Source organism: Microbacterium sp. CFBP 8801, from assembly GCF_014839455.1.
Lineage (GTDB): Bacteria > Actinomycetota > Actinomycetes > Actinomycetales > Microbacteriaceae > Microbacterium.
In genome coordinates, this window is the sequence record NZ_JACYNU010000002.1 from 267,905 (window position 1) to 279,391 (window position 11,487).

The window sequence follows — 11,487 nt, forward strand, 5'->3', positions numbered from 1 at the left end:
CGAAATGAGACCCGTCCGCAAGTAACGGTCTGCCCTGTCCGGGGTAGGCCCTCAGACAGGAGAATTGTGGCAAAACCACGCGTGCACGAGATCGCTTCCGAGCTCGGCGTCGACAGCAAGGTCGCGCTTGCGAAGCTGAAGGAGCTCGGCGAGTTCGTCAAGAGCCCCTCATCCACCATCGAGCCCCCCGTGGCTCGTAAGCTCCGCGCCGCCCTCGCGGCCGAGAGCTCCTCCGGATCCTCGGATGCCAAGCCCGCCGCCGCTGCGGCGCGCCCCGGCGCCCGTCCCGGCCCCGCTCGTCCGGCAGCGACCCCGGGCGCCCGCCCGTCGGGTCCGACCCCGGGCCCCGCCAAGCCCGCAGCCCCCGCCGCCCCGGCTCCGGCCGAGGCCGCTCCCGCGGCAGCGACCCCCGCGGCATCCGCTCCCGAGGCCTCCGCCCCGGCTGCGGCGACCCCCGCTCCCGCAGCTCCCGCGTCCGGTGACGCCGAGGCGTCGTCGTCGGCGACCCCCGGTGCCCCCAAGCCCGGCCCGAGCTCGCCCCCGCGTCCGGGTGGCGCGCGTCCGGGCAACAACCCGTTCGCGTCGGCCCAGGGCATGGGCCAGCGTCCCGCCGGTCCCCGTCCGGGCAACAACCCGTTCGCGTCGGCGCAGGGCATGGGCCAGCGCCCGACGCCCGGCAACATCCCGCGCCCGCAGGCTCCGCGTCCCGGTGCGCCGCGTCCCGGCGCTCCCCGTCCCGGCGGTGCCGGTCGTCCCGGCGGTGCCGGTCGTCCGGGCGCCCCGTTCCAGCAGCGTCCCGGCGGCCCCGGTCGTCCCGGCGGTGCCGGTGGCGGCTTCCAGCGTCCCGGTGGCGCACCCGGTGCGGGCGGCGGCGGTTTCGCCGGTCGTCCCGGCGGTGGTGGCGGTCGTGGCCGTGGTCCCGGCGGTGGTACCGCAGGTGCCTTCGGTAAGGGCGGCGGCAAGTCGAAGCAGCGTAAGTCGCGTCGGGCGAAGCGGCAGGAATTCGAGATGCGGTCGGCGCCGGTCGTCGGCGGCGTCAACGTCTCGAAGGGCAACGGCGAGATCATCCGCCTCCGTCGCGGCGCATCGATCTCCGACTTCGCGGACAAGCTCGAGGCCCTGCGCGGCTACAACGTGCAGCCCGGCACGCTCGTGACCATCCTGTTCAACCTGGGCGAGATGGCCACCGCGACCGAGTCGCTCGACGAGGCCACCTTCGAGGTGCTCGGCGCCGAGCTCGGCTACAAGATCCAGATGGTCTCGCCCGAGGACGAGGACAAAGAGCTCCTCGAGGGCTTCGGTCTCGACCTCGACGGCGAACTCGAAGCCGAGAGCGAGGACGATCTCGAGATCCGTCCTCCCGTGGTCACCGTCATGGGCCACGTCGACCACGGTAAGACGCGACTGCTCGACGCCATCCGCCAGACCAACGTCGTGGCGGGCGAGGCCGGCGGCATCACGCAGCACATCGGTGCGTACCAGATCTGGACCGAGCACGACGGCATCGAGCGCGCGATCACCTTCATCGACACCCCGGGTCACGAGGCGTTCACCGCCATGCGTGCCCGCGGTGCGCAGGTGACCGACATCGCGATCCTCGTGGTCGCGGCCGACGACGGCATCATGCCCCAGACGGTCGAGGCGTTGAACCACGCCCAGGCGGCCAACGTGCCGATCGTGGTCGCGGTCAACAAGGTCGACAAGCCCGACGCCAACCCGGCCAAGGTGCGCCAGCAGCTCACCGAGTACGGTCTGGTCGCCGAGGAGTACGGCGGAGACGTCATGTTCGTCGACGTGTCGGCTCGCGAGAACCTCAACATCCAGGCTCTGCTGGATGCCGTGCTGCTCACCGCCGACGCGGGGCTGGACCTCACGGCCAACCCGAACAAGGCGGCCCGCGGTGTCGCGATCGAAGCGAGGCTCGACAAGGGCCGCGGCTCGATCGCCACGGTGCTCATCCAGTCGGGAACTCTGCGCGTCGGAGACGCGATCGTCGCCGGAACGGCTTACGGCCGCGTCCGCGCGATGATGGACGAGAACGGCGACGCGGTCGACGAGGCCTACCCCTCGCGTCCCGTCTCGGTGCAGGGCCTCAACTCGGTTCCCCGCGCCGGCGACGTCTTCATCGTCACCGAAGAAGACCGCACCGCGCGTCAGATCGCCGAGAAGCGTGAAGCCGCCGAGCGCAACGCCCAGCTGGCCAAGGCCCGCAAGCGCATCTCGCTCGAGGACTTCACCCGTGCTCTCGAAGAGGGCAAGGTCGAGTCGCTCAACCTCATCATCAAGGGTGACGTGTCGGGTGCCGTCGAGGCGCTCGAGGAATCGCTGCTCAAGATCGAGGTCGACGACAGCGTCCAGCTGCGCATCATCCACCGCGGTGTGGGTGCGATCACCGAGTCGGACATCAACCTGGCCACGATCGACAACGCGATCGTGATCGGCTTCAACGTCCGTCCCGACACGAAGGCCCGCGAGCGTGCCGCCCGTGAGGGTGTCGACGTGCGGTTCTACTCGGTCATCTACAACGCGATCGACGATGTCGAGCAGTCGCTCAAGGGCCTGCTCAAGCCGGAGTTCGAAGAAGTGCAGTCGGGTGTCGCCGAGATCCGCGAGGTGTTCCGCTCCTCGAAGTTCGGCAACATCGCCGGTGTCATCGTGCGATCGGGAACGATCACGCGAAACGCCAAGGCTCGTGTCATCCGCGACGGTGTCGTGCTGGCCGATGGCCTGGCCATCGAGTCGCTGCGTCGCTTCAAGGACGACGTCACCGAGGTGCGTACGGACTTCGAGGCCGGTATCGGTCTCGGCAAGTTCAACGACATCCAGATCGGTGATGAGATCGAAACGACGGAACTCATCGAGAAGCCGCGAGGCTGATCCACGGGGCGGGGGTCGCGCTGTTCGGCGCGGCTCCCGCTTCGGCCTGCGGGGGTGTGCATTCCCCCGAGCAGAGCGGGGCCCCTACCCCGATGCTCGGGAGAATGCACACCCCCTCCGGCCTACGCTGGGTGCAGCGGCGAACGGCGCCACCTCACCCGGCGGATGAGCCACGGGGCGCTCGACTCGCGGCGGTAGTGAAACAAAGGAGAAGGCAGTGGCAGGAGAGCGACAGGCACGAGTGGCGGACCGGATCCGCGTGGTGCTCGCCGAACGTCTCGAGAAGGGGCTGCGCGACCCGCGGCTCGGTTTCGTGACGATCACCGACGTACGCGTCACGGGCGACCTGCAGCACGCGTCGGTGTTCTACACCGTCATGGGCGACGAAGCGCACCGCAACGACACCGCAGCGGCACTGAAGTCGGCGACCGGACTGCTGCGCAGCGAGGTGGGAAAGAACCTCAACACGCGCCTCACCCCGTCGCTGGAGTTCATCCTCGACGCCATTCCCGAGAACGCCGACCACATCTCGGCGCTGCTGCGCGAAGCGCGCGAGCGCGACCAGTCGGTCGCGGGTCTCGCCGCCGCGGCCACGTACGCCGGCGACGCCGACCCGTACGTCAAGCCGCGCGAAGACGACGCCGACGACGAAGACGAGCTCGACGAAAGTGACGCGGACGACGACGACGCCGCCACCGACGACGAAGACGCCCCGCGGGCCTGAGCCCGCGCGACGACACGGCCGGATGCCCGCCCCTCGGGGCCGGTGTCCGGCCGTTTCTCGTATCGCGGGCGTGCCGGAGCTCCCGGGCGGGACTCAGGATGCCGGGTGGCCCGGCAGGTGCAGGAGGCCGTCCGATGCCTCGGCGAGGCCGTCGGCGATGAGGGAGTCGATCGCGCGGTCGCGCTGAACGGCGTCGGGCCAGTCGGGGACGACGGCGAACAAGGCGACGGGCGCGGGGGCGGCCTCGCGCAGCACCCTCAGCACGGCGCCGCGCGCCTGGCGGTCGCTGCCCTCGTATTTCGCCTGACGTCGGCGGCGGTCCTCCGACTCGGGGTATCCGGCCGCGCGCCAGGCGCATTGCGCCGCCAGCGGGCAGACCTCGCATCTCGGTGACCGAGCCGTGCACACGATCGCGCCCAGCTCCATCGCCGCCGCGTTGACGATGGCCGACTCGACGATGTCGTCGGGCAGCTCGGCATCCATCCGCGCCAGGTCGGCCTTGTTCGGGGATCCCGGCTGCGCGCGCCCCTCGACGGCTCGGGCGAGGACGCGCCGCGTGTTCGTGTCGACGACCGGATGCCGATCCCCGTACGCGAAGACCGCGACCGCGCGCGCCGTGTAGTCACCGATACCGGTGAGGGCCAGCAACGCGTCGACGTCGCGCGGAACCACACCGTCATGACGATCGCGGATCTCGACCGCCGCGCGGTGCAGCCACAGGGCCCGCCGCGGGTAGCCGAGATTGGCCCACTGCGTCACGGCGTCGGCCGGGGGAGCAGCGGCCAGGTCCGAGGGCGTCGGCCATCGGGTGAGCCAGGCGTCGAGGTGCGGGATCACCCGTGCGACCGGGGTCTGCTGCAGCATGAACTCGCTGACGAGCGTGCCCCACGCGCCGAACCCCTCCCGGCGCCACGGAAGATCGCGCGCCGCGTCGCGGTACCACTCGATGAGCGGGGCGGCGAGTGCGGGCATCCGTTCAGCCTAGAACGCCGCGGGCGGGCGGAGCGTGCGGGGAGGTCGCGAGAAACGCCGATCGTGCCGAGACACGCGGTGTCGCGGCGTGTCTCGGGCGGATCCGCGTTTCTCGCCCCGCGCGAGCCGGATACGCCGGGGGCGAGAGCCTCGGGCGGGGGTGCGATGTCGGTGGTCGACCGTAGGCTGGAGGCATGTCGTCCGAGAACACCGCCCCCGAATTGCCGCGCAGCCTGCGCGACCTGATGCGGCAGAACAACCGCGCGGGGCGCGTCGTCGTCGCCGTCGACGGGCTCGACGCCGAGGCGGCGGGCGCCTTCGCCGATGCGTTCGCGGCCGCTGTCGACGAGGAGGGCACGGCGGTCTTCCGAGCGGCCCTCGCCGACGGGGCGCCGCGCGCCCGTGAGCGCCTGATCGCGCCCTTCCGAGCGGGCGAGTCGTTCGGGCCGGGCGAGGTCGCCCCCGCCGACGCGGTGCTCGTCGTCTCCGGACGCTTCCTCCACGCCTCCGAGGTGCGCGGACTCTGGAACTTCTCGATCTGGCTCGAGAGCAACCCGCCCATCGGCACGCCCCGTCCGGAACTGCCCGAGGCCGAGAAGCACTACCTCCGCACGGCGCGACCGAAGGCTGCGGCATCCGTCATCGTCGAGAACTCCGACCCCGCCCACCCCGTGCAGGTCTTCGGAGACTTCTGCTGATGGTGCGCCCCGGAATCCTCCTGGTCGACAAACCGGGAGGCATCACCAGCCATGACGTCGTGTCGCGGGCGCGCAAGGCGCTCGGCACCCGCAAGATCGGGCACGCCGGCACCCTCGACCCGATGGCGACCGGCCTTCTCGTGCTGGGCGTCGAAGGGGCGACGCGCCTGCTGACCTACATCGTGGGCGTCGACAAGACCTACGAGGCCACCATCCTGCTGGGTGTCGCCACCGACAGCGACGACGCCGACGGGATCGAGACGGCCCGAGCGGATGCCACGGCCCTGGCCGCCGTGACCGACGCGGCCATCGCCGCGGGCATCGCCGACCTGACCGGCGAGATCGAGCAGGTACCGAGCACGGTGTCGGCCATCAAGGTGGACGGGCGCCGCGCCTACGACCTGGCCCGCGCGGGGGAAGAGGTCGTGCTGAAGGCCCGGCGCGTGACGGTGTCGCGCTTCGCCGTTCGAGAGACCCGCCGGGGTGAGGCGACGATCGAGCTCGACGTCGTCGTCGACTGCTCCAGCGGGACCTACATCCGCGCCCTCGCCCGCGACCTGGGTGCGGCCCTCGGGGTGGGCGGGCACCTGACGATGCTGCGCCGCACGCGGATCGGCTCCTTCGACGTCGCCGTCGCGGCGCCCGTCGACGACATCGCCGAGAACGAGCTCGTGCCCCCCGCGACCGCCGCGGCCGTCGTGATGGGGGCGTTGGCCGTGGGCGCCGACGAGGCCCGCGACCTGCGACACGGCAAGCGCATCGACGGCGGCGGGCGCCTCACCGGAGCCGTGGCCGCGGCCATCGACCCCGACGGAGAGCTGATCGGCGTCGTCGAGAAGCGCGGCGCGCAGCTGAAGAGCGTCATGAACATGCCGACGGAGGCCGCCCGATGATCCTGTGGTTCACCCTCGCGCAGGTCGGCATCGCTGTGCTCGCCGGTCTCGTCGCCGTCGTGGCGGGGCTCGCCGGTCGCCGCCCGGGCGACGTCACGGTCGGCTCCCTCGCCCTCATCGAGCTGCTGCTCATCGTGCAGATCGTCGTCGCGATCATCGCGCCGTTCGCGGGAAACCCGCCGTCGGGCAGTCTGCTCGAGTTCTGGACCTACCTCGCGTCGGCGGCTCTCGTCCCCGTGGCCGGCGCCGCGTGGGCGCTCATCGAGCGCAGCCGCTGGAGCACCGTGATCATGGGCGTCGCCGCCCTCGCCGTCGCGGTCATGGTGTGGCGCATGTACGTCATCTGGACGGTGCAGATCGCCTGAGCGCCTTCGCCGACGACCCGGCCGAGCCGTCTCGCGCACGAGGCATCGCGCCATCAGGGTGCCCGACGGGCTCGGCGACCTCGCGCAGGGCGCATCCACGCCGGCGGCGGGGCCGCGCGGCGCGACGCCCTCGACGGGCTCGAGCAGCCCGCGGCGGGGGAGCGCCGCTCGACGGCGGCGTGAGCGAACTAGAATCGTGGGGTCATGGCATCCACCACTCCCACCCGCTCCCGGGGGATGACCGGCATCGGCCGTGTCCTCGTCGTCGTCTACGGCATCATGGCGCTCGCCGCCACGGGCCGATCGTTCGTGCAGATCGTGCGCGAGTTCGACGACGCCCCGCTGGCGTACTCGCTGTCGGCGCTCGCCGCGGTCGTGTACATCCTCGCCACCCTCGCCCTCATCTTCTCGGCGCGGCCCGCCTGGTACCGCGTCGCCTGGATCGCGATCGGCTTCGAACTCGTCGGCGTGCTCGTCGTCGGGACGCTCAGCCTCGTGCTGCCGGCGCTGTTCCAGCACCCGACGGTGTGGTCGGTGTACGGCTACGGCTACCTCTTCATCCCGCTCGTCCTGCCCTTCCTCGGCCTGTGGTGGCTCACGCGCCATCGCCGGATGGCACCGTGATCGTCTTCCGCGATCCGGCGGAGGTGCCGGCGGGGTTCGGCCCCTCGGTCGTCGCGATCGGCAAGTTCGACGGCGTGCACACCGGGCACCGGGCCGTCATCGATCGCGCGCGGGTCGATGCGTCCGACGGCGCCCGCGTCGTCGCCGTCACCTTCGACCGCAACCCGCTCCGCGTGCTGCGGCCCGATCTGTGCCCGACCGACGTGATCGGTCCGCACCAGAAGCTCGAGCTACTCGAGCGCGCGGGCGTGGACGCCACCCTGCTGCTGACCTTCGACGAGGCACTCGCGGCCCTTCCCGCCGAGGAGTTCGTCCGCCGCATCATCGTGGACGCCCTGCAAGCGCGGACGGTGCTGGTCGGCAGCGACTTCCGCTTCGGTGCCGGGGGAGCGGGCGACCCCGCGCTGCTCACGCGCCTGGGCGCCCAGCACGGCTTCCGCGTCGACGTCGTGGACGACGTGCGCGCGGTGCACGCCGACCGACGGGTGTCGTCGACCTGGATCCGCGAGGCGCTGTCGGCCGGAGATGTGACCACCGCGGCTCGACTGCTCGGCCGTGCGCCGTCGGTCTGGGGCGAGGTCGTGCACGGCCTGAAGCGCGGGCGCGAGCTGGGGTATCCGACGGCCAACCTGTCGAGCGATCTCGAGGGCTTCGTGCCCGCCGACGGCGTCTACGCCGGATGGCTCGTCGATGTCGAGGGCGGCCGGCGCATCAGCTACCCCGCCGCGATCAGCGTCGGCACCAACCCGACGTTCGACGACGTGCATTCCCGCCAGGTCGAGGCGTACGTGCTCGACGAAACCGACCTCGACCTCTACGGACACCACGTCGAGGTGCGCTTCGTCGAGCGGGTGCGCGAGATGACGGCGTTCGACGGCATCGACGCGCTGCTCGTGCAGATGGCCGACGACGTGGAACGGACGCGCGCGATCCTCGCGTGAGGCGGGCGGGGTCGGGGCGGCGCGCTGCGGGTGGGGGCGTCGGATGTGGCCCCGGGGTGCGGGGCATGGCCGCGCGGTCACCCACGGCCGAGCGGATCCGGCCGTCAGTCCTGCCGCGACAGGTGATTGCGGATGCCGAGGAACGCGGCCGTGGCTCCCAGCACCATCAGTGAGGCGGTGACGAGGGCCGCCCGGTGGAAGCCGCCGAGATCGAGCGCGCCGCCCACCACCGCCGACACGCCCGCGATGGCGAGGAGACCGGCGACGCGGGAGACCGCGTTGTTGACCGCCGAGGCGATGCCCGAGCGCTCGGTGTCGATCGCGCCGAGCACGGCGGCGGTGAGGGGTGAGATCGTGGCGGTCAGGCCCAGGCCGAACACGACGATGCCAGGCAGCACCTGCGTCCAGTAGTCGAAGTCCTCGCCCACGGTGAGCAGCAGCAGCGAGCCGGCGGCCATCGCGAGCGGGCCCAGTGTCATGAACAGGCGCGGTCCGAAGCGTCCGGCGAGGGCGCCCATCCGGGAACTCAGCGCGATCATGAGCAGCGTGCTCGGCAGCGACGCGAGACCCGCGAGCGTGGCGGGCAGGCCCGCGCCCTGCTGCAGGTAGACGCTCACGACGAAGCCGTTCAGCGACAGGGCCGCGTACACGAACGCGGTGGCGAGGTTGCCGGCCCAGAAGTTGCGGGCGCGGAACAGATCGAGCGGCATCATCGGATCGCGCGCCACGCGCTGACGCACGAGGAAGCCGACCAAGGCTGCGGCGCCGATCACCCCCGGCATCCAGATCACCGGTGACGTCCACCCGAGGTTCGGCTGCTCGATGAGGGCGAAGACGACCCCGCCGAGACCCGTTGCGCAGAGCACCGCGCCGAGGATGTCGACCCGGGCGCCGGGGCGACGATGGTCCCGCCAGCCCAGACGGGTGAGCAGCCACATCGTCACCGCGATCGGCAGCACGTTGACGAGGAACACCAGGCGCCACGACAGGGTGTCGACGAAGACGCCGCCGATCAGGGGTCCCGCGATCATGGCGACGGTGGTGGCCCCGGTCCAGATGCCGATCGCGCGGGACTGCGCGGGTCCGCGGAAGGTCGAGGTGATGAGGGCGAGAGAGCTCGGCACGAGCAGGGCCCCCGCCACGCCCTGCAAGGCCCGCGCCACGATGAGGAACTCGGCCGTGGGAGCCGCGGCGATCGCCACCGACGTGATGCCGAAGCCGATCAGGCCGACGCGGAGCACGACGACGCGGCCGAAGACGTCGCTGAGCGAACCGGCGACGAGGATGAACGCACCGAGGGTCACCAGGTACGCGTCGACCACCCACTGCTGGGTCGACAAGCCCCCGCCCAGCTCACCGGCGATCGCGGGGAGGGCGACGTTGACGACCGTTCCGTCGAGGAACGACACGAACGAGGCCAGGACCGCGATCGCGAGAACGGTGCGCTGCTCGCGTGTCATCGGCTCGGCCATGGCTCCAGCGTAGGGTCGCGCGGCGGGGGCGGGTCCGGTTCGGCCGCGGGACGGGCGGCCGCGGGAGGGAGCTTCGAGCAGCAGAGCCGGCGCGCGGTGGGGCGCGGGGTGCGCGGCGGACTGCTGCATCGTGTCCGGGCGACCCCCCGGAATACCCCCAGGGGGTATCGTGTTGTCCCGGGGGACACGAGGAGGAGCCATGCGCGAGAACACGGATGCCACCGCACCCACCGCCGAGGCGGTGCTCGACATCGAAGGCATGACGTGCGCGAGTTGCGTCGCACGCGTCGAGAAGCGCCTGCACCGCGTCGACGGCGTCGAGGCGGCGGTGAACCTCGCGACCGAGACCGCGCGCGTGCGCTACCCGGCCGAGCTCGACCCCGCCGCGCTGGTCGACGCCGTGCGGGCGGCCGGGTACGACGCCCGGGTGCGCACGCGCGGCGCGACGGCAGCGCCCGCCCCCGTCGCGGCGGTCGCCGTGCCCGCCCCGGGGGGAGAGATCGACGCCGTCACCGGTCGTGACATCGTCGCGCCGCACGGTCGCGCGGCGTCGACCCCTGTCGAGGTCGAGACCGCCCGCGACGCCGCCACCGCCGGACCCGACGCTCGCACGCATGACCACGCCGGCCCCGACGCCCACGGCGACCACGATCACGCTCCCGGCGCCCCCGGCGACCACGATCACGCGCACGCTCCCGGCGCCCCCGGCGCTCACGCCCACGATCATGCCGACGCCCCCGGAACCACGCCCCTGCGCGTGCGCCTCTGGGTCTCGCTCGGCCTGGCGGTTCCGGTCGTCGCGCTCGGAATGGTGCCCGCGTGGCAGTTCCCCGCCTGGCAGTGGGTCTCGCTCGTGCTCGCCACCCCGATCGTGCTCTGGGGCGGGTGGCCCTTCCACCGCGCGACCCTGCGCAACGCGCGCCACGGCGCGGCGACGATGGACACGCTCATCACCCTGGGCACGTTCGCGGCCTACCTGTGGAGCGTGTGGGCGCTCGTGTTCGGGACGGCCGGGCGCATCGGCATCCGGCACGAGGTGATGCTGTTCGGTCCCGTGCACGACTCCACCTCGGTCGTCTACTTCGAAGTCGCCGCCGCCGTGACGGTGTTCCTGCTGCTGGGTCGCGTGATCGAGCAGCGATCGACGCGTCGCGCCGGCGCGGCGCTCCGCGCTCTGCTCGACCTGGGTGCGCGCGAGGCCGAGCTGGCCGACGGTCGCCGCATCGACGTCGACGCTCTCGCCGTGGGCGACGAGTTCGTCGTACGCCCGGGCGCCACCGTCGCCACCGACGGAGAGGTGCTCGAGGGGCGCGCCTCGGTCGACGAGAGCATGCTGACCGGCGAGTCGGTTCCCGTCGAGGTCGGGCCCGGGTCGCGGGTCACCGGCGGCACGATCGCGGCGGGCGGTCGCCTGGTCGTCCGCGCGACGGGTGTCGGCGAGCAGACGCGCCTCGCCCGCATCGCGCGCCTCGTCGAAGACGCCCAGCTCGGCAAGAGCCGCGTGCAGCGCCTCGCCGACCGCATCTCGGGCGTCTTCGTGCCCGTCGTCATCGTGCTCGCGGTGCTCACCCTCGTGGCATGGCTCGTCGCCGGTCAGCCGGTCGCCGCCGGGTTCACCGCGGCCGTGGCCGTGCTCATCATCGCCTGCCCGTGCGCGCTGGGTCTGGCGACCCCGATCGCCATCCTCGTCGGCACGGGGAGGGGCGCGCAGCTCGGCATCCTGGTCACGGGTCCGGCGGCACTGGAATCGGCCGAGCGCATCGACACGATCGTTCTCGACAAGACCGGCACCCTGACCTCGGGCCGCATGAGCGTCACGACCGTCACGGTCGTCGACGGAGGGGATGCCGCCGACGCCCTGCGGCGCATCGCGGCGGTCGAGCGCGGGTCGGAGCACCCCGTCGCCCACGCGATCGTGGCG

At 72.3% G+C, this 11,487-nt stretch carries 10 protein-coding genes; 8 read left to right on the forward strand and 2 right to left on the reverse strand.

All coding sequences use genetic code 11. The annotated features are described in order from the left end of the window. Positions 1 to 66: 66 nt before the first annotated feature. Both infB and rbfA read left to right on the forward strand, forming a co-directional pair. Positions 67 to 2,877, forward strand: a complete 2,811-nt coding sequence (gene infB / locus IFR11_RS04185; RefSeq protein WP_191915314.1) for a translation initiation factor IF-2 — start codon at positions 67 to 69, stop codon at positions 2,875 to 2,877. 217 nt (positions 2,878 to 3,094) lie between these two features. After that, positions 3,095 to 3,601, forward strand: a complete 507-nt coding sequence (gene rbfA, locus IFR11_RS04190; RefSeq protein WP_191915315.1) for a 30S ribosome-binding factor RbfA — start codon at positions 3,095 to 3,097, stop codon at positions 3,599 to 3,601. A 93-nt stretch (positions 3,602 to 3,694) separates the two neighbouring features. On the opposite strand, the gene IFR11_RS04195 is transcribed toward rbfA, so the two are convergent. Beyond that, positions 3,695 to 4,573, reverse strand: coding sequence for an A/G-specific adenine glycosylase (locus IFR11_RS04195; RefSeq protein WP_055834965.1), 879 nt, complete (start codon positions 4,571 to 4,573; stop codon positions 3,695 to 3,697). A gap of 194 nt (positions 4,574 to 4,767) precedes the next feature. Here IFR11_RS04195 and IFR11_RS04200 point away from each other — a divergent pair, with 194 nt between their 5' ends. The 5 genes from IFR11_RS04200 to IFR11_RS04220 all read left to right on the forward strand — a co-directional run bounded on the left by IFR11_RS04200 (position 4,768) and on the right by IFR11_RS04220 (position 8,094). Next, positions 4,768 to 5,271, forward strand: a complete 504-nt coding sequence (locus tag IFR11_RS04200) for a hypothetical protein (protein ID WP_055834968.1) — start codon at positions 4,768 to 4,770, stop codon at positions 5,269 to 5,271. Further along, complete coding sequence (gene truB / locus IFR11_RS04205) at positions 5,271 to 6,164, forward strand: tRNA pseudouridine(55) synthase TruB (protein ID WP_055834971.1); 894 nt, start codon at positions 5,271 to 5,273, stop codon at positions 6,162 to 6,164. Before IFR11_RS04200 ends, truB begins: the two co-directional genes overlap by 1 nt. Further along, positions 6,161 to 6,529 carry a hypothetical protein gene (locus tag IFR11_RS04210; RefSeq protein ID WP_191915316.1) on the forward strand — a complete coding sequence of 123 codons (369 nt, stop codon included), beginning with the start codon at positions 6,161 to 6,163 and terminating at the stop codon, positions 6,527 to 6,529. Before truB ends, IFR11_RS04210 begins: the two co-directional genes overlap by 4 nt. 204 nt (positions 6,530 to 6,733) lie before the next feature. Then, on the forward strand, positions 6,734 to 7,153 hold the full coding sequence (locus IFR11_RS04215; RefSeq protein ID WP_055936972.1) for a hypothetical protein: 420 nt from the start codon (positions 6,734 to 6,736) through the stop codon (positions 7,151 to 7,153). Continuing rightward, on the forward strand, positions 7,150 to 8,094 hold the full coding sequence (locus IFR11_RS04220) for a bifunctional riboflavin kinase/FAD synthetase (protein ID WP_055834980.1): 945 nt from the start codon (positions 7,150 to 7,152) through the stop codon (positions 8,092 to 8,094). Before IFR11_RS04215 ends, IFR11_RS04220 begins: the two co-directional genes overlap by 4 nt. Before the next feature lie 104 nt (positions 8,095 to 8,198). Here IFR11_RS04220 and IFR11_RS04225 read toward each other — a convergent pair whose 3' ends face one another. Beyond that, positions 8,199 to 9,566 (reverse strand): MFS transporter, encoded by a 1,368-nt coding sequence (locus IFR11_RS04225; RefSeq protein WP_191915317.1) that lies wholly within the window; start codon positions 9,564 to 9,566, stop codon positions 8,199 to 8,201. Between the two features lie 199 nt (positions 9,567 to 9,765). On the opposite strand from IFR11_RS04225, the gene IFR11_RS04230 reads away from it, so the two are divergent. After that, a partial coding sequence (locus tag IFR11_RS04230; RefSeq protein WP_244630560.1) for a heavy metal translocating P-type ATPase occupies positions 9,766 to 11,487 on the forward strand: 1,722 nt, incomplete at its 3' end.

Coding starts and splice junctions, on each gene's coding strand:
- IFR11_RS04195 (WP_055834965.1), bottom strand. CDS start 4,573: ATGCCCGCACTCGCCGCCCCGCTCATCGAGTGGTACCGCGACGCGGCG.
- IFR11_RS04200 (WP_055834968.1), top strand. CDS start 4,768: ATGTCGTCCGAGAACACCGCCCCCGAATTGCCGCGCAGCCTGCGCGAC.
- truB (WP_055834971.1), top strand. CDS start 5,271: ATGGTGCGCCCCGGAATCCTCCTGGTCGACAAACCGGGAGGCATCACC.
- IFR11_RS04210 (WP_191915316.1), top strand. CDS start 6,161: ATGATCCTGTGGTTCACCCTCGCGCAGGTCGGCATCGCTGTGCTCGCC.
- IFR11_RS04215 (WP_055936972.1), top strand. CDS start 6,734: ATGGCATCCACCACTCCCACCCGCTCCCGGGGGATGACCGGCATCGGC.
- IFR11_RS04225 (WP_191915317.1), bottom strand. CDS start 9,566: ATGGCCGAGCCGATGACACGCGAGCAGCGCACCGTTCTCGCGATCGCG.